Source organism: Collinsella sp. HCP3S3_D1 (assembly GCF_052064015.1).
Classification (GTDB): domain Bacteria; phylum Actinomycetota; class Coriobacteriia; order Coriobacteriales; family Coriobacteriaceae; genus Collinsella.
Genome location: NZ_JBQHWK010000001.1, coordinates 94082 through 114718, shown reverse-complemented (window position 1 = coordinate 114718; position 20637 = coordinate 94082). Strand labels below are relative to the sequence as shown.

General features: G+C 57.6%; 17 protein-coding genes, 6 tRNA genes and 1 pseudogene. All 24 read left to right on the top strand.

The window, feature by feature from the left end:
• Positions 1–27: 27 nt before the first annotated feature.
• Positions 28–714, top strand: a complete 687-nt coding sequence (locus tag ACTNDJ_RS00575; protein WP_154517496.1) for an N-acetylmannosamine-6-phosphate 2-epimerase — start codon at positions 28–30, stop codon at positions 712–714.
• A 99-nt stretch (positions 715–813) separates the two neighbouring features.
• The gene (rapZ, locus tag ACTNDJ_RS00570) at positions 814–1734 is read left to right on the top strand and encodes an RNase adapter RapZ (RefSeq protein WP_427718645.1); all 921 of its coding nucleotides are present in this window, start codon (positions 814–816) and stop codon (positions 1732–1734) included.
• Between the two features lie 6 nt (positions 1735–1740).
• Positions 1741–2670: a DNA-binding protein WhiA gene (gene whiA / locus ACTNDJ_RS00565; protein ID WP_154517461.1), complete on the top strand. Its 930-nt coding sequence runs from the start codon at positions 1741–1743 to the stop codon at positions 2668–2670.
• Positions 2671–2863: 193 nt separating this feature from the next.
• Positions 2864–3889: a type I glyceraldehyde-3-phosphate dehydrogenase gene (gap, locus tag ACTNDJ_RS00560; RefSeq protein ID WP_154517458.1), complete on the top strand. Its 1026-nt coding sequence runs from the start codon at positions 2864–2866 to the stop codon at positions 3887–3889.
• A gap of 140 nt (positions 3890–4029) precedes the next feature.
• Positions 4030–5220, top strand: coding sequence for a phosphoglycerate kinase (locus tag ACTNDJ_RS00555; protein WP_304212190.1), 1191 nt, complete (start codon positions 4030–4032; stop codon positions 5218–5220).
• On the top strand, positions 5213–5980 hold the full coding sequence (gene tpiA / locus ACTNDJ_RS00550) for a triose-phosphate isomerase (RefSeq protein WP_154517452.1): 768 nt from the start codon (positions 5213–5215) through the stop codon (positions 5978–5980). Before ACTNDJ_RS00555 ends, tpiA begins: the two co-directional genes overlap by 8 nt.
• Before the next feature lie 5 nt (positions 5981–5985).
• Positions 5986–7539, top strand: coding sequence for a 2,3-bisphosphoglycerate-independent phosphoglycerate mutase (gene gpmI / locus ACTNDJ_RS00545; RefSeq protein WP_441083173.1), 1554 nt, complete (start codon positions 5986–5988; stop codon positions 7537–7539).
• 167 nt (positions 7540–7706) lie between these two features.
• The gene (gene secG / locus ACTNDJ_RS00540; protein ID WP_006236144.1) at positions 7707–7961 is read left to right on the top strand and encodes a preprotein translocase subunit SecG; all 255 of its coding nucleotides are present in this window, start codon (positions 7707–7709) and stop codon (positions 7959–7961) included.
• Positions 7962–8255: 294 nt separating this feature from the next.
• Positions 8256–9932 carry a peptide ABC transporter substrate-binding protein gene (locus tag ACTNDJ_RS00535; RefSeq protein WP_441083172.1) on the top strand — a complete coding sequence of 559 codons (1677 nt, stop codon included), beginning with the start codon at positions 8256–8258 and terminating at the stop codon, positions 9930–9932.
• Positions 9933–10089: 157 nt separating this feature from the next.
• On the top strand, positions 10090–11127 hold the full coding sequence (locus tag ACTNDJ_RS00530; protein ID WP_304212150.1) for an ABC transporter permease: 1038 nt from the start codon (positions 10090–10092) through the stop codon (positions 11125–11127).
• A gap of 59 nt (positions 11128–11186) precedes the next feature.
• The gene (locus ACTNDJ_RS00525) at positions 11187–12077 is read left to right on the top strand and encodes an ABC transporter permease (protein WP_441083178.1); all 891 of its coding nucleotides are present in this window, start codon (positions 11187–11189) and stop codon (positions 12075–12077) included.
• A gap of 2 nt (positions 12078–12079) precedes the next feature.
• Complete coding sequence (locus tag ACTNDJ_RS00520) at positions 12080–13171, top strand: ABC transporter ATP-binding protein (RefSeq protein ID WP_154517437.1); 1092 nt, start codon at positions 12080–12082, stop codon at positions 13169–13171.
• Positions 13172–14200 carry an ABC transporter ATP-binding protein gene (locus ACTNDJ_RS00515; protein WP_154517434.1) on the top strand — a complete coding sequence of 343 codons (1029 nt, stop codon included), beginning with the start codon at positions 13172–13174 and terminating at the stop codon, positions 14198–14200.
• Between the two features lie 597 nt (positions 14201–14797).
• Positions 14798–14887, top strand: a tRNA-Leu gene (locus tag ACTNDJ_RS00510).
• A 59-nt stretch (positions 14888–14946) separates the two neighbouring features.
• The gene (locus ACTNDJ_RS00505; RefSeq protein ID WP_441083171.1) at positions 14947–17292 is read left to right on the top strand and encodes a GAF domain-containing SpoIIE family protein phosphatase; all 2346 of its coding nucleotides are present in this window, start codon (positions 14947–14949) and stop codon (positions 17290–17292) included.
• An 81-nt stretch (positions 17293–17373) separates the two neighbouring features.
• Positions 17374–18120, top strand: a complete 747-nt coding sequence (locus ACTNDJ_RS00500; RefSeq protein WP_441083170.1) for an anti-sigma factor antagonist — start codon at positions 17374–17376, stop codon at positions 18118–18120.
• A gap of 105 nt (positions 18121–18225) precedes the next feature.
• Positions 18226–18301: transfer RNA gene (locus ACTNDJ_RS00495), tRNA-Gly, on the top strand.
• 35 nt (positions 18302–18336) lie between these two features.
• Positions 18337–18410 (top strand) — tRNA-Cys (locus tag ACTNDJ_RS00490).
• A 42-nt stretch (positions 18411–18452) separates the two neighbouring features.
• Positions 18453–18528: transfer RNA gene (locus ACTNDJ_RS00485), tRNA-Gly, on the top strand.
• A gap of 312 nt (positions 18529–18840) precedes the next feature.
• Positions 18841–19440, top strand: a pseudogene (locus ACTNDJ_RS00480) (alpha-amylase family glycosyl hydrolase); the annotation flags it as partial.
• A gap of 32 nt (positions 19441–19472) precedes the next feature.
• Positions 19473–19739, top strand: a complete 267-nt coding sequence (locus ACTNDJ_RS00475) for a hypothetical protein (protein ID WP_441056995.1) — start codon at positions 19473–19475, stop codon at positions 19737–19739.
• Between the two features lie 33 nt (positions 19740–19772).
• Positions 19773–19848 (top strand) — tRNA-Gly (locus tag ACTNDJ_RS00470).
• Positions 19849–19851: 3 nt separating this feature from the next.
• Positions 19852–19926: transfer RNA gene (locus ACTNDJ_RS00465), tRNA-Val, on the top strand.
• A 203-nt stretch (positions 19927–20129) separates the two neighbouring features.
• Entirely contained in the window at positions 20130–20324 is a 195-nt protein-coding gene (locus tag ACTNDJ_RS00460) for a hypothetical protein (protein ID WP_427794838.1), read from the top strand.
• Positions 20325–20637: the final 313 nt, after the last annotated feature.

Below are 20637 nucleotides of genomic sequence, written 5' to 3'. Positions count from 1 at the left end.
GGCTGTTCTGAGAAAGGTTATAGCCTTATGACCGTCGATCCTTTAATTCAATCCCTGAAGGGTAAGCTCATCGTGAGCGTTCAGGCGTATATGGGCGAGCCGCTTCGTACGCCCGAGACCATGGCTCAAATGTCTCGCGCTTGCGAACTCGGAGGCGCCGCCGCCATTCGTTGCCAGGGCCTTGCCGACATTGCTGCCATTAAGGGTCGTTGTGAGGTTCCTGTTATCGGCCTGTGGAAGGATGGGCACGAGGGCGTTTACATCACGCCGACGCTGCGTCACGCCCGCGCCTGCGTTGCTGCCGGTGCTGACATCGTGGCGATTGACGCCACCGATCGTCCGCGCCCCGATGGCAAGTCGCTCGAGGACACTTTTCGTCCGCTGCACGAGGAGGGCGTGCTTCTGATGGCGGACTGCGCCACGATCGAGGATATCCGCCGCGCGGTCGACATGGGCTTCGATTTGGTTTCCACTACGCTTTCGCATGGCGTCGCCGCCATCGATTGCACCATGGCAGACGGCCCCGACCTGCCGCTTTTGCGCCAGGCAACCGAGGAGTTCCCCGGTCTTCCCATTATTTGCGAGGGTCGTGTGCATACGCCCGAGGAGGCTCGCGCCGCGATTGACGCCGGCGCCTGGGCCGTTGTCGTTGGCACTGCCATTACGCACCCCACAAGTATTACGAGTTGGTTCAAGGCTGCGCTTGAGGCGTAAGACGGGCCTCGTATCCGCTTGGGGCGGTATACTCAACTAAGGCAATTGATCGCGCGGGATCCGCTGGCCGGGTCCTGCGCTTATTTTAGGAGGCAGCACATGCAAAAGGGAGATGCCATGGATGCGGCGGAGCGCACGGAGCGCATTCCCGATATCGTCATCATCACCGGAATGTCCGGATCGGGCCGAACGCAAGCCATGCATGTGTTTGAGGACATGGGCTATTTTTGTATCGACAACCTGCCTCCGCGCCTGATTGCGCAGCTCGCAGAGCTTGTTGGCATCAATACGGGTGTGGGTAGACATCTTGCTGTTACCTGTGACCTTCGCAGCCAAGGCCTGTTTGATGAGCTGCTTGACGCCGTTGCCGCCTTGGAAGAGCGCGAGATGAGCTGTGACATTGTGTTTCTCGATGCATCTGATGAGGTGCTGATTCGCCGCTACAGCGAAAACCGCCGCCGTCATCCCATTGCGAAGCCGGGGGAGACCACGGCCGACGCCATCCAGCGCGAGCGTTTACAACTCCAGGGCGTGCGCGACCGAGCCGATATGATCATCGATACGAGCCGCCTTCGTACCTCTGCTTTACGCAATAAGCTGCGTGCGGCTTTTTCAGAGCTGTCCGACCAGCAGCTCATGGACGTCCACGTCTTCTCATTTGGCTTTAAGCATGGTATGCCCGTCGAGGCAGACATCATGATCGATGTTCGTTTCCTGCCTAATCCATTCTACGACCCCGAGATGCGCACGTTGACCGGCCTCGATAAGAAGGTCTCCGACTTTGTCCTGGACCATCCCAAGACGCAGGAGTTCTGGAAGGTTTGGACGCAGTTGCTCGATACGGTCATGCCGGGTTATATCGCGGAGGGCAAGCCGCAGCTTTCCATTGCCATCGGCTGTACGGGCGGCCAGCACCGCAGCGTTGCCATTGCAGAGGCTACGGCCCGATACCTGGAAGGTGCTCAGTATCACGTGAGCATTTCTCACCGCGACTTGTCGCGTGCCAATACGAAAGCATAGGTTTGAATGTCGTTTACCGCCGAGGTGCGTGACGAGCTTGCGCGCTGCGAACCCGAATGTGAATATTGCGATCTGTCGACACTTGCCGCTCTTACACGTGTGAGTGGCACGCTTTCGCTGGCGGGCTCTGGTCGGTACCGTTTGACGGTTGCGACCGAGACGGGTGCCGTTGCACGCACGATGATTACGCTGACGCACCGCATCCTCAAGCTCAAAACGGAGTTTACCGTTCGCAAGTCGGTCTTGCATAAGGTGCGAAACTATCTCATCACCTTGCCCGACCAGCCCGACCTCGATAAGGCTTTGGTTCTGCTGGGCATTCTCGACCGCAGGGGAGGGCTCGTCGCCGGTGTGCCGCGCCATATCGTCGCCCGGCCCTGCTGCAGGCTCGCCTACATTCGCGGCGCTTTGATTGCCGGCGGCTTTGTGGCAGACCCGCGTGGCGATTTTCACCTGGAGATTGCGGTGCAGGGCGAACAATACGCCAAGGGGCTTTGCGACCTGTTGGAGCAGGTCGGGGTTCATGCACGCGTCAACGCCCGGCGAGGATCATATGCCGTGTACATCAAGAGCGCCGAGGAGATTGAGCATTTGCTCAAATTGATTGGCGCCAAGCGCAGCGTTGCCGAAATCGAGGAAGCCCGTGCGGTCAAGTTGGTGAAAAACGACGTAAATCGTCGTGTGAATGCTGAGCTGGCCAACCAGACGAGAAGCGCCGGCGCTGCCCAACATCAGCTCGCGCTTATCGAGGAGCTTGAGCGACGCGGCATGCGCGATGTGCTCCCGGATGCCTTAGCGGCCTTTTGTGACTTACGTGAGCGCTATCCCGATCTCTCACTGCGAGATTTGGGGGAGATGGCCGACCCTCCTTTGTCAAAGTCGGCCCTATATCACCGTGTTTTGCGTCTTGAAAAGCTCATTGAAGCGAACAGGTAGTTTAAAGCGGCAGTTTATATAGTACTTGAACTGCTGTTTTATGCTTTAAAACGTTTTAAAGCAAATTTGATTTTCAATTTCGAGCATTCTCGTGAAATTCAAGTCAAAAAAAAGGTATATTAGGCGAGTGGTTAGTTTGTGGGCCTCAACGGCGGGCGCTGTAGCTTGCGGGGGCCTTACGAAAGGAGACACAATGGCAGTAAAGGTTGCTATTAACGGCTTCGGTCGCATCGGTCGTCTGGCCTTCCGTCAGATGTTCGGTCATGAGGGCTCCGAGATCGTCGCTATCAACGACCTCACCTCTCCCGATATGCTCGCTTACCTGCTGAAGTACGACTCCACGCAGGGCAACTATGCTCGCGATCACGAGGTCGTCGCTGGCGAGGATTCCATCACCGTTGACGGCAAGGAGATCAAGATCTACAAGGAGGCCGACGCCAACAACCTGCCTTGGGGCGACCTCGACGTCGACGTCGTTCTCGAGTGCACTGGCTTCTACACCAGCAAGGCTAAGGCTCAGGCCCACATCAACGCTGGTGCCAAGAAGGTCGTCATCTCCGCTCCGGCCGGCAGCGATCTGCCCACCATCGTGTACAACGTCAACCATGAGACGCTGACCGCTGAGGACAACATCATCTCCGCTGCTTCCTGCACCACCAACTGCCTCGCCCCGATGGCCAAGGGTCTGAACGACTTCGCTCCCATCGTGTCCGGCATCATGACCACCATTCACGCCTGGACTGGCGACCAGATGCCGCTCGACGGCCCGCAGCGCAAGGGCAACAAGCGTCGTAGCCGCGCCTGCGCCGTCAACATCGTCCCCAACACCACCGGTGCTGCCAAGGCTATCGGCCTGGTTCTCCCCGAGCTCAACGGTAAGCTCATCGGTGCCGCCCAGCGCGTCCCGACGCCGACCGGCTCCCTCACCAACCTCTACGCTGTCGTTGACAAGAAGGTTACCGCCGACGAGGTCAACGCCGCTATGAAGGCCTACGCTGCCACCATCTCCGAGACCTTCGCTTACAACGAGGACGACATCGTCTCCACCGATATCATCGGCGAGACCCATGGCTCCATCTTCGACGCCACTCAGACCATGTGCTCTGACCTCGGCAACGGCCAGACCCTCGTTCAGGTTACCTCTTGGTACGACAACGAGAACTCCTACACCTCTCAGATGGTCCGCACCATCAAGTACTTCGAGAAGTTCGTTGCTTAATTTGGCTTTTAGCGAATAGCTCGTTGAGCGTCTAAAAAAGGGCGCGGCCTTATAGGGCTTACACCCTAAGGTCGCGCCCTTTTTATAAGAAATCGTCTGCCGTAATGGGAGGCAGACACGTACGAAAGGTAGAAGCAAACATGGCCTTTACCAAGAAGACCGTCCGCGACATCGATGTCGACGGCAAGCGCGTTCTCGTCCGCGTTGACTTCAACGTGCCTATCAAGGATGGCGTCGTTGGCGACACCACCCGTATCAAGGCTGCCCTGCCCACCATCAACTATCTCGTTGAGCACAATGCTCGCGTTATCCTCATGAGCCACCTCGGCCGTCCCGAGGGCACCGGCTTCCAGCCCGAGCTTTCCCTCGAGCCCGTCGCCAAGAAGCTCGCTGAGCTCTCTGGTCTCGATGTTGCTTTTGTCGCCGACACTTATGGCGAGAAGGCCGCCGAGGCCGTCGCCGCCGTCGAGCCGGGCAAGGTCCTCGTTCTCGAGAACGTCCGTTTTGACAAGCGTGAGAAGAAGAACGATCCCGAGATCGCCAAGACCCTCGCTTCCTATGGCGACGTCTTCGTTCTCGACGCCTTCGGTACCGCTCACCGCGCCCAGGGTTCCGTCGTGGGTCCCGCCGCTTACCTGCCCGCAGTCGCTGGCTTCCTTCTGGAGAAGGAGGTCGACACGCTGACCGGTATCTTCGCCGAGCCCGAGCGTCCCTTCGTCGCCATCGTCGGCGGTTCCAAGGTTTCCTCCAAGATCGGCGTTCTCGATCACCTTATCGACTCCGCCGACACCCTGATTATCGGTGGCGGCATGGCCTATACCTTCTTCCTGGCTCAGGGCATGACCGTCGGTCAGTCCCTCAAGGAAGAGGACTGGGTCGAGCGCGCTGGCGAGATGCTCAAGAAGGCCGAGGAGAAGGGCGTCAAGATCCTGCTCCCCATCGACAACCGTGTTGCCGACCACTTTGGCGAGGACGCTGTCCCCGAGGTTGTCGCTTCCGACGCTATCCCCGACGACCGTGAGGGCATGGACATCGGCCCCAAGACCGAGGAGCTCTACGCCGAGGCCGTCAAGGGCGCCAAGACCGTATTCTGGAATGGCCCCATGGGCGTCTTTGAGTTCGACAACTTCGCTCACGGCACCCAGGCTATCGCCGAGGCTGTCGCCGAGGCTGATTGCACCTCGATCATCGGTGGTGGCGATTCCGTCGCAGCCGTCAACAAGTTTAACCTGGCCGACAAGATGAGCTGGATCTCCACCGGCGGTGGCGCTTCCATGGAGCTCGTCGAGGGTAAGGCCCTTCCCGGAGTGGAGGCGCTTCTCGATGCCTAATCGCACCCTTCTTATCGCTGGTAACTGGAAGATGAACAACGACGTCGCCGAGGCTGCCAAGCTCGCCGACGAGCTGGCCCAGGCTCTGCCCGAGGTGCCGGCTGGCGTCGAGGTGCTCGTCTGCCCTCCGACCATCGACATTACTACGGTTCATGACCGCATTCAGGCTGCCCCCATCGCCCTCGGTGCACAGAACGTGTACTGGGAGGCCAAGGGTGCCTTCACCGGTGAGTCCTCTTGCGACATGCTCAAGTCCGCTGGCTGCACCTACTGCATCATCGGTCACTCCGAGCGTCGTGACTACTTCCACGAGACCGATGAGGACCAGAACAAGAAGGCTAAGGCTCTCGTTGCCGCCGGTCTTGTTCCCGTCTTCTGCTGCGGTGAGTCCCTTGAGGTTCGCGAGGCCGGCACCTATGTCGAGCATGTCGTGAACCAGGTCAAGGCTGGTCTCGAGGGTCTTGAGATCACCTGCCCCAAGCAGGTCGTCGTCGCCTACGAGCCCATCTGGGCCATCGGCACCGGTAAGACCGCTACCGCCGAGGACGCTCAGGAGGTCTGCGGCGCTATCCGTGAGACCCTCAAGGAGATGTTCGGCGAGGAGCTCGCCAACGGCATCCGCGTTCTTTATGGTGGCTCCGCCAAGCCCGCCAACATCGCTGAGCTTGTTGCCAAGCCCGACGTTGACGGCGCCCTCGTGGGCGGCGCTTCGCTCAAGGCTGCCGACTTCGCCTCTATGGTCGTCAAGGCAGGCGAGTAGGGCATATGGCACAGCGTCATCTTCCTGCACTCCTAATTATCATGGATGGCTGCGGCTTGGCTCCGGCCGACGGCGAGAACGCCGTCGCTGCCGCCAAGACGCCCTTCCTCGATAGCCTGTACGAGAAGTATCCTCACACCACGCTCGGTGCTTCGGGCGAGGACGTGGGCCTTCCCGACGGCCAGATGGGCAACTCCGAGGTGGGTCACCTCAACATCGGTGCCGGCCGCATCGTGTTTCAGGAGCTTTCGCGCATCAACAACGCCATCAAGGACGGCTCCATCGCCAAGAACGAGGTTTTCGTCAAGGCTATGGATGACGTCAAGACCGAGGGCAAGACCCTGCACCTCATGGGCCTTATGAGCCCCGGCGGTGTTCATTCTCACATGAACCATGTCGAGGCCCTGGTCAAGATGGCTGCCCAGTATGGCATTAAGACCGTTCGCGTTCACGCCTTTATGGATGGCCGCGACGTCGATCCGCAGTCCGGTGCCGGCTACATGAGCGAGTTCTGCGCCTTCCTGGCCAAGATCTCCGAGGAGACTGGTTGCGACGCTCGCGTTGCTACCGTCTCGGGCCGTTATTGGGCTATGGACCGCGACAACCGTTGGGAGCGCATCGAGCGCGCCTACGACGTCATGGTCAATGCGTCCGATGCCGATACCGACCCCGTTGCCGGTATCAAGGCCTACTACGAGAAGGATCCGCGCGGCGATGAGTTCGTTGAGCCGTTCGCTGCCCACAACGAGGGCATCCACGAGGGCGACGCGGCCATCTTCTTCAACTTCCGTCCCGACCGCGCTCGTCAGATGACCCGCGTGTTCACGGACAAGGAGTTCGACGGCTTTGAGCGCGAGCAGATCAAGCTCTCGCACTTTGTGACGATGACCGAATACGATCCGACGTTTGACGTCGAGGTCGCCTTCCCCAAGACGTTCCCCGAGAACGTTCTGGCTGACGTTATCGCAGCCAATGGCCTGAAGCAGCTGCACACCGCCGAGACCGAGAAGTACGCCCACGTGACGTTCTTCCTTAACGGCGGCATCGAGGAGCCCAAGGAGGGCGAGGAGCGCGTGCTCGTCGCTTCCCCCAAGGTTGCTACCTATGATTTGCAGCCCGAGATGAGCGCTCCCGAGGTTACCGAGAAGCTCGTCGCTGCCATCAACGAGGACCGCGCTGATTTCTACATCGTGAACTTCGCGAACTGCGACATGGTTGGTCACACCGGTGTCTTCGACGCGGCCGTTAAGGCCGTCGAGGCTGTTGACGATGCCCTGTCCAAGGTTGTCCCGGCGATTCTCGCTAAGGGCGGCTTTGCGCTGATTACCGCCGACCACGGCAACGCCGATCACATGTTTGACGTTGCTTCCGACGGTTCCAAGCATCCGTTTACGGCTCACACCACCAACCGCGTGCCGTTCATCATCGTTGATGAGAAGGCACAGCTCACCGGTATCGAGGACGGTCGACTTTCCGATATCGCTCCGACTATGCTCACTATGGCTGGTCTGGAGCCTTCCGCCGAGATGACGGGCCGCGTGCTCGCGACCGAGGCCTAAGAGAAAACGCCAAGCGTTTCTTTGCAAGGGGGTTGACCATATTCGGGCAACCCCCCCCTTTTTTGGTATTTCTGCCATTTCTACCTCGTCCCCAAATGGCAGGTGGGGAGTGTCGGGGGTTGTGGTACAGTACTGGAGTTTGAATGGTTCTATTAAGGAGCTTCTCTATGGGTCCGTTTCAGATTCTGCTGTTTGTAGTTTGGGCTGTCTCTGCCGTGGCGCTGACGATTCTCGTCCTGATGCATTCCGGTAAGGGCACCGGCGTTTCGGATATGATTGCCAGCTCGCTGTATAACTCCAGCTCTGCCACGGGCGTTATGGAGCAGAACCTTGACCGCCTGACCGTCATCATGGCTGTCGTGTTTGCCGTGTGCGTCGTGCTCTGCATGTTCTTCTTCCCGCAGGGCATCGTGGGCTACTAAGCACGAGTCGCATAAAAAAATTAAAAAGGGTCCCGCATGTACGGGGCCCTTTTTGTTTACAGACTTGTAACAGAGCCAGAATATCACCACATACTGCGCCCAACTAAAGAAATTCTCGACCGTTAACCGGAATTAGCCCCAAACCGTGCATAAAATGCGCTACTGTATTGAAAACGTTGGCCTGTTGTGCATAACCAGCCATAGCAACGGGCGGCGTTTCGATAGTTCGGATCGGATTGTCTCGACATATGTCCGACTGAACGTTTCTTTGTCCTATCTCATAAGGAGGATGGCATGGCTGATTCTATGTTCCACCAGCCCGTTATGGGTCGTCGAGCCTTTGTCGGCGGTACCCTTGCTGCGAGCTCCATGGCTTTTCTTGCCGCATGCGGCAAGAAGGGCGGCGACGCTTCCGGTTCTGAGTCCGGTTCGACGCTGAACTTCTACATCAATAACCCGGTCTGCATCGACCCCTACAATGTCCAGGAGGACCAGGGCACTCAGGTCGAGTACCAGCTCTTTGACGCTCTGACCTCTTATGACGCCGAGAAGGGCGAGATCGTTCCGCTGGCTTGCGAGTCCTTCGAGGCCAACGACGACGCCACCGAGTTTACCTTCAAGATCAAGAAGGCCAAGTTCCACAACGGTGATGACGTTACCTCCAAGTCCTTCAAGCTCGGTTGGGAGCGTCTGGTCAGCACCAAGTCCGCTGTCGCTAAAGAGTATGGTCCTTCCGAGGTCTCCTATCACCTTTCCATGGTCGAGGGCTATGACGATCTGCTTGCCGGTAACACTACTGAGCTCAGCGGTGTTACCTGCCCTGACGATGAGACCCTCGTCGTCAAGCTGACTTCCGCTTACGCCGACTTCCCCTTCGTCGCCTCTCATCCGGCTCTGTCCCCGGTTCCCGAGTGCGCCGAGTCCGATGTCAAGAGCTTCTACCTTGCCCCGATCGGTAACGGCCCGTTCATGATGGACGGCAAGTGGGAGGATGGTCAGGAGATCAACCTCAAGAAGTTCGACGATTACTATGGCGACAAGGCCAAAATCGATGGCATCCACTTCCAGGTCATCAAGGACGTGGAGACCGCTTACAAGGAGTTCCAGGCCGGTAACCTTGACATCTGCGACGTTCCCGTTGCCCAGATCGACGCCGCCAAGAAGGATCGCGGCGAGTCCAAGGACGGCTACACCATGGGCGACGGCGAGCGCATGCTGCTCGGTGCCGAGCCTTCCACCTACTACCTGACCTGCAACACCACGGCCGAGCCGTTCAACAACGCCGATCTGCGTAAGGGTATCTCCCTGGCCATCAACCGTGAGGCCATCTGCAAGACCATCTTCAAGGGTACCCGCACCCCCGCTGACGGCATTGTTCCTCCGGGCATCGATGGCTACAAGGAGGGCGCATGGGAGTTCTGCGCCTACGACGTCGACAAGGCTAACGAGTACCTCGACAAGGTTGCTCCCGCTGACGCCAACGGCGATCGTGGCATTAACGTGACTCTGTCCTACAACCAGGACGGTGGCCACAAGGAGATCATGGAGTCCATCATCGGTGACCTTGCCAAGGTTGGCGTTACCGCCGTCTCCGATACCCCCGAGTGGTCTGCCCTGCTCGAGCAGTACCAGAACCTCAACTATCAGTTCGGTCGTCTGGGCTGGATTGCCGACTACCCGATCATGGATAACTTCCTGTATCCGCTGTTCCACTCCGACTCCCTCGGTGGCGACAACCGTTCTGGTTACAACAACCCCGAGTTCGACGCCAAGGTCGACGAGGCCCGTACCACGATTGACGACGAAGAGCGCGTCGCTAAGATGCAGGAGGCCGACGCAATGGTCGCTGCTGACTGCCCGGTCATCCCGCTGATGTTCTACACGCACACCATCGCCGGCTCCGATCGCATCAAGTACCTCTATGTCGATCCGCAGAAGCACGCCGATCTGGGTACCGCTGAGCTCGCCTAAGAGTTTTGCAGCTTCCGTGAGGGTCAAGTATTTACGTAGACCTCATGGGAAACATACAGTTCTCCCTAACCTGGGGTAAACTGGCTGATGGTAATTTTGGGATGCCGGTCTGGCGATCGGCATCCCATTTAAGTTAATCCCTAGATAGGGGAGTGGTATGGGTAAGTACATCGTTAAACGTGTGCTTCAGTTCATCCCGGTATTTTTGGGCGTTACGCTGATTCTGTTCGCCCTCCAGAATATCGTGCCGGGAGATCCGATCAAGCTGATCGGTGGAGACAAGGCTCTGTCCCCCGAGGTGGAGCTTCAGCTTCGCGTCCGCTATCACCTGGTCCAATCGGACGAGGACGGCAACGCGATCCTTGACGAGAACGGCGACCCCGTTCAAACGTCGCTCGTGGACCGTTACTTGTATTACATGAACGGCCTGCTTCATGGCGATCTGGGTAATTCCTATCAGCGCAAGCTGCCGGTTACGGAAATCTTTGCCCAGAAGTATCCGTATACGGTCAAACTTGCCGCGTGCGCCATCGTACTCGAGGCAATCATGGGTATCGGTGCGGGTATCATTTCGGCGGTAAAGCGTTATTCCTTCTGGGATATTTTGGTAACGCTCACCACGTCGATCCTCGTTGCCGTCCCGGCCTTCTGGCTCGGTATGTTGCTGCAGCTGTTCTTTGGCGTCATTCTCAAGGACGCCACGGGCGGTGCATTCTCCATGCCGATCTCGGGTGCCGGTGGTTCCAGTTCTCAGTATCAGGATTGGATGCACTATGTGCTTCCGACCATTACGCTGGCTTCGGTTTCGACCGCTTATGCCGCCCGCATTATGCGCTCGCAGCTGCTTGACGTCATGAGCCAGGATTACATCCGTACGGCAAAGGCCAAGGGTCTCTCCAATCGCGCGATCATCATCAAGCATGCGCTTAAGAATGCACTCATCCCCGTCGTTACCTATATTGGTGTCGACTTCGGTGCCATGCTTTCGGGCGCCATCCTGACCGAGACGGTTTTTAACTGGCCCGGTATCGGCTATGAGGTCTATCGCGCCATTAGCATGCGTGACTGGCCCATCGTTATGGGCGGCGTTACGCTCATCGTCGTCGTCGTCATGGTGATCAACCTGCTCGTCGACATTAGCTATGCATTCCTCGACCCGCGCATCCGCCTTGGCGGTCCGTCGGATAAGGCCTAAGGGAGGTACGTCTCATGCAGGAAACTGATTCTCAGTCTCAGGAGCAGGCTACCGCCACCATGGCCGCATCTGCTCCCGCCAAGTCTCGCACGCTGTGGGGCGACGCTTTTAAGCGTCTTCGTAAGAACAAGCTCGCCGTTATCGGTGTCTGCTGGATCATTATCGTCGTTGTGGTTGCCTTGACCGCAGATCTGTGGGCTAAGCCCTGGCTCGGTTCGCCGACGGCTTCCGATTCGACCACCATGGCCGAGACGTCGCTGCTGGCTCCGTGTGCAGAGCACCCGTTTGGCACCGACTCCCTTGGCCGTGACATTCTCGTCCGCGTTATCTACGGTGCACGCGTTTCGCTGTCCGTCGGCATTATGGCCACTGCGATTTCCACGGTGATTGGTCTGGTCATGGGCGCTCTGGCCGGTTTCTACGGCGGCATCTGGGATACGATCATCATGCGCTGTGCGGACATCTTCCTTGCGTTCCCGTACGTGCTGTTCGTTGTCGCCATGATCGCCGTTATCGGCCGTGGTCTTCAGAACGTCTTTTTCGCCATCGGTATTCTTGGCTGGCCTTCGATTGCGCGCGTCTTCCGATCCGCGATCTTGACGGTCAAGGAAAACGACTATGTTGACGCTGCGCGCGCGATGGGTGCATCTGATGTTCGTATCATCGTGCGTCACATCTTCCCGAACTCCGTTGCCTCCATCGTGGTCTACGCGACTATGAACATTGGTGGCGCCATTCTGACCGAGTCCGCTCTGTCCTTCCTCGGCATGGGCGTTATTCCGCCTACGCCTTCGTGGGGCTCCATGATTCAGGACGGCCAGCAGTATCTTCTGACTGCTCCCTGGATGATGATCATGCCCGGTCTGGCAATTCTCTCGACGGTGCTCGCCTTCACCCTGCTGGGTGACGGTCTGCGCGACGCCCTCGACGTCAAGATGAAGGACGCATAAGGATGAAGAAGAACAAGAACTATGTGGACCTGAAGGACCAGCCGGTTCCCGAGGGCCAGCATCTGCTCGAGGTTGATGACCTTAAGATGTATTTCCACACCGAGGATGGCGTCGTTCGCGCTGTCGATGGTGTGTCCTACACGCTCGATCGTGGCGAGACCCTGGGTGTCGTCGGTGAGTCCGGCTCCGGTAAGTCCGTGACCGCCATGACCATCATGGGTCTTATCTCGATGCCTCCGGGAAAGATTGAGGGCGGTGACGTTCGCTATCGCGGTCGTTCTATCCTCGAGATGACCGAGGAAGAGATGCAGCACATTCGTGGCAACGATATCGCGATGATCTTCCAGGACCCTATGACCTCCTTGAACCCGGTCTATAAGATCGGCAAGCAGGTGGGTGAGGGCCTTCGTCTGCACCGTGGCTACTCCAAGCAGGAGGCGCTCAAGCGCGCCACCGAGCTTTTGGACCTCGTTGGCATTCCCGAGCCCGAGAAACGCGTCAATGAGTATCCGCACCAGTTTTCTGGTGGTATGCGCCAGCGCGTCATGATTGCCATGGCCCTTGCCTGCGATCCCGATATTCTGATTGCCGACGAGCCCACGACTGCCCTGGACGTTACCATTCAGGCTCAGATTATTGAGCTTATGCAGGAAATGCAGGAGAAGAACGGCAACGCCATCATCATGATTACCCATGACCTGGGTGTTGTCGCCGATATGGCCGACAAGATCATGGTTATGTACGCCGGCCGTCCCGTCGAGTTCGGTACTGCTGAGGAAATCTTCTACGAGAGCCGTCACCCCTATACCTGGGGCCTGATTCGCTCCATACCGGAGCAGGCCATCGATGAGAAGAAGCCGCTTACGCCGATTCACGGCAACCCGCCTTCGCTCATGAACCTGCCCGAGGGTTGTGTGTTCTCGCCTCGTTGCCCCTATGCGACCGATAAGTGCCGCAAGCAGCGCCCCGAGCGTTTTGTTACCGAGTCCGGCCACTATTCTGCGTGCCATTATTCCGGTGACCCCGAGTTCCTCAAGAACGCTCCTGAGACGTCCCGCACGCGTAAGGATTCCAAGAAGGGAGGCGAGGCGTAAATGGCAGACAATAACGAGCGCACTCCGCTACTGAAGGTCGAGCACCTCTCTAAGGAGTTCCCCGCAGAGTCCGGCATGTTCGCCAAGCGTTTTTCCAAGCGCGTCGTCTCTGCTGTAAACGACATCTCTTTTGAGATTTATCCTGGTGAGACCTTTGGTCTGGTTGGTGAGTCTGGTTGCGGTAAGTCCACTACGGGTCGCACCATCATGCGCCTGACCAAGCCGACCGCCGGTAAGGTGTTCTTCCAGGGTAAAGATGTTGCCGAAATGAGCAAGCATGAGATCAAGGATATGCGTCGCGAGATGCAGTTTATCTTCCAGGATCCTTATGCCTCGCTGAATCCTCGCATGACCATCGGCGAGATCGTCTCCGAACCCATGACCATTCACGGCGTGGGAACCAAGGAGGAGCGCATTGAGCGCGTCCGCGAGCTTCTCGACGTTGTCGGACTGAACCCCGAGCACATCAACCGCTATCCTCATGAGTTCTCGGGTGGCCAGCGTCAGCGTGTCGGCATTGCCCGAGCTTTTGCGCTGAAGCCCAAGCTGATTATCTGTGACGAACCGGTATCCGCTCTGGATGTGTCCATTCAGGCCCAGGTTCTGAACCTGCTTAAGGAGCTGCAGGACAAGTTTGGTACGGCGTATCTGTTTATCGCCCACGACCTGTCCGTCGTTCAGCACATCTCCGATCGCGTTGCCGTTATGTATCTGGGTAAGGTGGTCGAGGTTTCTGACTGGAAGACGCTCTATAGCGAGCCTCACCACCCGTATACGCAGTCGCTGCTGTCTGCCGTGCCGGTTCCCGATCCGGATATCCAAAAGTCCCGTAAGCGCATCATCCTCGCCGGCGATCCGCCGTCACCGCTGGATCCGCCGACTGGCTGCCGTTTCCACACGCGCTGCCCGATCGCGCAGGGCATCTGCTCCGAGAAGCTTCCCGAGTTTAGGGAAGTTGCTCCGGGCCACTGCTGCGCCTGCCACTTCGCCGAGCCGTTCCCGATTAAGGAATCGCATATCGACCTGTAGTCGGTTGTTTTCGTCCGGGCCCGTGCTGGACTTAGTTTTCAGAACGTCCTCGACCATGGAAACCCCCTTATCCTGCTCCTTCGGAGCTGCGGATAAGGGGGTTTCCTGGTCTGCGGAATGTTCTGAAAACTAAGTCCAGTACGGGCCCTGTGTTACCACTGCAGGGGGGGGGCGATTCCTTGATCGCTCACTTAACCTAATAAGAAATTGAGCGAGGCCGGAGCTTTAGCTCCGGCCTCCCCATAAAAGGGCTCGGCAAAGCCGAGCTACTAAATTTATATCAGCCCCAGAACATGTTTGAGAACTGTGCCTGAAGTATGTATTTGCAGGCCCCGAATCGGTGTTGCCTCCCGGCGCATTCCGCAGGGGGAGCGATATTTTGCAGCACGAAGTGCGTAGCAAAATATCGCTCGTGCCCGAGGACGCGCCGGGAGGCAACACCGATTCGGGGCCGGACATATAGATTTACCTGCGCATTTTCAAATTCGTAAACTTTTTTGAAAAAAGTGCTTGCACAGTTCTCGAATCATAGGTTATTATCTTCCTCGTTGAAAGCGCGGGTCCAACAAAACGAACTGCGAATCAACAATATAGCATGTCGGAGTGGCGGAATTGGCAGACGCGCTAGCTTGAGGTGCTAGTGACCGCTTTTTGGTCATGCGGGTTCAAGTCCCGCCTCCGACACCATCGCATTTGAGAAGCCTCTTCGGAGGCTTTTTTGTTACCGATAGACGGTGAGGTTCACGATGGAAACGCTTGAGCGCAATGAGTGGGTTGACGTTGCCCAATTGGTCGATATTACGAGCGATGCTGTCATTATCTGCGAGCTCGACGGAACCATTTTGCATGTAAACAATCGCTTGCTCGACTTGATCTGCGAGGAACGTTCCGATGTGATTAACGGGGACGTTAAAGATCTCTTGTACTCGTCAGCATTTGAACGCGCGACAGAACATCGTCTTCCTTTTGAGACCAATGGTACCGAGAGCGAGTTGATGCTTAAGCTAAGTGACGGCTCCTTTATTCCCGTCCTAGTTTGTGCCGGCTCGGTTACGCCGCCTCGTATCTTTGGCCGCCGTGCGCCGCGTGTTCTCGTGGCGCTCCATAGTATCGAAGAGCAGTATTCGCATGACCGTCAGCTCAAGCGTGCGCTTTCGGAGCTCAGAGTGGCGAATAAGCGCCTCTCGGGCACGTTGTCGGTCATTATGAGCACGGTGGGCTCCGATGAGCTGCCTGGTTTGTTGGATACCGTTTTGAACCAGCTTGTAGGAACCCTGGATGCCTCGGGTGCTGCCATCTATTTTTCTGAGAGCGGCGGTTTTAAACTTCGCGGTGTTTCCAAGGAGCTGTATGACAGCTACCTGCCCGAGTTTATGCCGTATGGTGCAGGTATCCCGACGTATGTGCTCCGTGAGTCTCGTGCCTGCCGCCTGTCGATTCAGCAGGACCTCGAGGGCGATAGGGTTGCCTCGGGTATGTTTATGGACCTGGACAATCGTTCTAAGCACCTGCTACGCGTGCAAGATATGCCTCCATACCGCAGCGAGATATGTCTTCCCGTGTTTTATGGCACTCAGGTGCTCGGTGTGTTGGAGGTCGGTTGGAAACGTCCGCAGGCGCCGCTTGCCTATGATGTCAACGTGCTCGAGGTCATTTGCGATTATCTCTCAATCCAACTAGTCGGCATGGCATCGAGTCTGCGTTCACGTCGCACGGCAGAGCTTGGCCGTTCTCTCAACGTGCTGCGCGATGAGTTGTTTGCCTATCTCGATGATCCTATTGCCGCCTCGCGTGCGGTGTCGACCGAAATCTGCGCTGTGCTCAGTTGCCATTTCTGCCCCGTGGAGTATGATGCGGGCCTCGGAACCTATGTCATCGATTTTGAAGGCGGCAGTCGTGTGGCATTGCCGGGCGATCCGGAGTCACTCTTCTTTTCTGTCACGACGCCGGCGGCGCGCCTGGGGGCAATTTCCGATGGATTTGAGACATCGGTGCTGGGTGGGACGAGCGCCGACGACCTCAAGCACGTGCGCCTTACGCGCGTGGACGAATCCACGACTATGGGCGCATGGTTGAGAGCCCACGGCCTGCCGTGTCAGGGACTTTATGTCGACTCCGGTATCGAGGCGGGGCGCTGCCACTCGGAGGCGGATGGTACGCGAAGCAACGATGCAATCGTGCCCGCTGATATCGCCAAGGGACCGACGAGGCGCGTTTTGCTGCTCCGTGATGGCAGCCAGGAGCCAATCGACGACCTTGAATACGACTACATGGTGCATTTGGCACACGACTTTGAGCTGATCTATGAGGGCGAATCTCAAAAGCGTGAAGAGCGTCATATCGCTCAGACGCTTCAGATTGGCATGAGAAATTCGCTCAGCGACGTTCCGGGCATCGCAACCGATTCGGTATACCTGTCGGCAACGAATTCGGCGTTGGTCGGTGGTGACTTCTATACGCTAGTCCGTCTTCCCGACGATTGCGCCGTTATGATATTGGGCGATGTCTCCGGCAAAGGAATTGAGGCGGCGTCGATGTCGGCGCTCGTTAAGACGGCGTTGACGGCTTATGCCTGGGAGGGTGCGGGACCCGCTCGCATGGCCCGCTCGCTCAATAGCATGCTCATGGGCTTTTCGAGGGTCGAGACGTTTGTGACGGCGTTTATCGCCAAGATTGATCTTAAAGCGGGCCGCGCTACCTATTGCTCTGCGGGACATCCTCCCACTATGGTCATTAGGCCGTCGTCGACGCCGCATGGCGGAGGAGAGACCTGCGGGGGAGAAGTGGAGCTCCTTGGGTGCCAATCGGGCGTGATCGGTGCCTTTGAGAGCATGGTGTACGAGACGGGCGTGTTTACGTTCGATCCTGGTGACATGCTGTTTATGTATACCGACGGAACGATCGAAGCACGCGACCGCTCGGGTGCTTTCTTTGGCGAGCAACGCCTGCGCGACCTTCTACTCTCTGTTTCGGGTGAGGGCGTATCGGGCATTTGCGGTAAGGTCTTGGGCGAGCTTGACCGCTTTACCGACTCGGCGCTGGACGATGACATTGCATTGGTGTCCCTTGAGTTTTTACGGGGTCGATCGTAGGTCGCGACGTTGGGCATACAGAATCCTAACGGTTGCAGAAAAGTGTGCATCGAGCGAGCTCTTTTGGGGAACCATGGTCGCATGAATGAGTGGAATGACATAGCGGTTTTGACGCCACCGGGCGATATCGATATCGCCTCGGTGCCCGAGCTGCGCCGACGGTTGGATAATTTAATCGACCGGGGCGTGCGCCGTGTTGTCATCAATTGCCAGACCGTGGCTTTTATCGACTCGACGGGTTTGGCGTTTTTGCTTACGCGTGCCAGAGAGCTTATGAGACGAGAAGGGCTGCTTTCGCTTGTTAACGCCTCCGATGAGGTCGTTCGCTTTTTGGAGATTGCCCGACTTGTCGACATCCTTCATGTTGCGGGTCCGGTGCGGGAGTCGATTCCCGCCATTCCGGTGGGGGAGTTGCCGCGATGGAGCAAGAGCGTCAAGGTGCAGCGAGGCATCGAGAATCTCCCGTATTATCGGCACCGTGTGGCCGAGATTCTCGAATCGCTTCCCCTGAGGTGTGATGAGCGCTATGACGTCGCATTAGCGTTGGGGGAGGCATTGGGTAACGCATATGACCATGCGGGCGGTGTTGGCTGCATCCTGACGATTCAGGCCTATGGGGACCGTGTTGTGCTTGAGGTGCTTGATCGAGGTTCTGGCTATTCTATCGATGGGGCGAGCGAACCGATGGCATCCGAGGAACGCGGACGCGGTATCAAGCTTATGCGCATGCTCGTCGATAATGTGGAGGTTGCCCGTCGCACGGATGGTGTCGGCACACGCGTTCGGATGGTGAAGCTGTTTAGCTCGGCATTGGAATCGTGCGCTTAGCGCCTTGGGTCGACATGATTTCCCTGCGTGAACTTGCTTTGGGCAACTTTTTTGAAAAAAGTACTTGCGTCTTTTGGATAACTCGCGTAAATTAATAATCCGCAAGCGGACATGGCTCAGTTGGTAGAGCACAACCTTGCCAAGGTTGGGGTCGCGGGTTCGAGCCCCGTTGTCCGCTCCATTGCATTTCCGGACCGTTCTTAACGGTCCTTTTTCGGCGAAGTGGCCAAGTGGTAAGGCAGAGGCCTGCAAAGCCTTTACCCCCGGTTCGAATCCGGGCTTCGCCTCCAGGCAACATCCGGGCGCTCCGGCGCCCGTTTTGTTTTACATATGCGGACATGGCTCAGTTGGTAGAGCACAACCTTGCCAAGGTTGGGGTCGCGGGTTCGAGCCCCGTTGTCCGCTCCAACTATCTTACGCGGTTCTAACGAACCGCGTTTTTTGTTGACGCTGCGCGAGCCCCGGGCACCCCATCTTGCCCCTCAATCGTCGGTCGCGTACATAAAGTACGCTTCCCTCCTCTTTCGCGGCAACCTGGGGCACCCGGAGCCCGCTCGCTGTCGTGGCCGGGGGAGTGGGTTTTCCGTTCTTTTCACTAATCGGTCGATTCGTCCCGGGAGGCTCGAACCCGAGAGGGGGCGAGCGTCTTGGGGCGTGGCCGTGGCGTTGTTTGCCGCGAATAACAGCTTTGGGCGTATCATCGTGGGCATTACCCAGCAGATGGACTATCTTGAGCGGCTGGGCATCGAGGCCATCTGGCTGAGCCCGTTTTACCCATCGCCTCTTGTCGATGGTGGCTATGATGTGGCGGACTACTGCGATGTCGACCCACGTCTCGGCTCGCTTGACGACTTCGATGACATGGTCGCTGCGGCTCACGCGTGCGGCATCAAGGTCATCGTCGACATCGTGCCCAATCATTCATCCAACCAGCACCCCTGGTTCAAAGCCGCTCTTGCCGCCGGCCCTGGATCGCCCGAGCGCGCCCGTTATATCTTCCGCGATGGTCGCGGCGAACATGGCGAGCTGCCTCCCACCAATTGGAATGCCAACTTTGGCGGCCCCGCCTGGACGCGTGTTGCGGACGGTCAGTGGTAGCTGCATATGTTTATGCCCGAGCGGCCGGACTTTGTCTGGTCATGCCCCGAGGTTCATGCGTTCTTTTGCGACGTCCTGACGTTTTGGAGCGATCGAGGCGTTGATGGCTTTCGCATTGATGTGGCGCACGGTCTCGCCAAGGACCTCGACCGCGATGACCTTGACCGGTGGCATCTCGCCGAGGGCGATGACATGGTTGACGACGGCACCCATCCGCTGTGGGACCGCAACGAGGTCCACGAGATCTATCGCGCGTGGCGACGCGCTATGCCCTGCCGCAAATCAAGGCGACGCGCTACCACCAGATTGCGCTCGACTGGCTCTTACGCGACGGGTCGTCTTATGACGAGGACCGTGAACTCGGCGAGCGCCGCGCGCGGGCGGCCCTTTTGCTTGAGCTGGCGCTTCCGGGCTCGGCATACGTGTATCAGGGTGAGGAGCTCGGCCTTTTTGAGGTGACTGATGTCTTCGTGAGGTTCGCGAGGGCGTCGCAAAACTTTTCAAAAAAAGTTCTTGCATAGGATGCGGGCATCACGTAAGATTAATCCCCGTAAGCGGACATGGCTCAGTTGGTAGAGCACAACCTTGCCAAGGTTGGGGTCGCGGGTTCGAGCCCCGTTGTCCGCTCCATTTGGGCGTTTAGCTCAGGGGGAGAGCGCTTCCCTGACACGGAAGAGGTCACAAGTTCAAATCTTGTAACGCCCACCAAATGTTCGCAGTCCAGAGGCTTTGCTTCTGGACTGTTTTGTTATAAACACACATAATATGCCGTCAAATTATCGACCTCGGTCGCTTTTCACGTTGCATTTGCTGCCCAGCATAATTTGTCGTTATTGGCCTCTTGGTCTCGTGGGAGATGATTATTTTGATCATAACCGTGCACGTCGCCCGCGTTTCCATGGTTGACCCCCATGCAATCTTTTATGGTGATCGGTTTTGGCGAGATTGCCTTCCAGGGAGGATTCGGAACGATTGAAGGCCGTACGTTCTTCGCGCGCTGGGCGGGCCTTGTCACAAAGGGGTGGGCTTTTGTGGTTATCGCCGGCGTGCTGCTCGATCCCTTTACAGCGGCTCTCGGCCGCATGATAGCTCGCGAAGAGAGGTAATAGCTCCTCGCCTATCGAATGCCGGCGGACGGGGTGCCGGGGCTGTAGTCTTCCGAGCGTTTGCAGCCCCGTCGCTCCGTCCGCCGGCATTCGACCGCAACATGTTGGTCAAGCATAATCTTTTGGATTCTTTTCGCGTGAGCGGCTTGGTTTTGGTAGGATTTGTCGGCGGCTTGACTAGGGGGTTTTATAACTGCCTTGCAGGTAGCCGCGTTGGTAACGTTTTACCGACTTGCCGAGAAACCCTCATAATTAATGTGTCTGTAAAATGACCAATTGCTTTGACCTGCTGAAACACTATATGTTGTGTTTG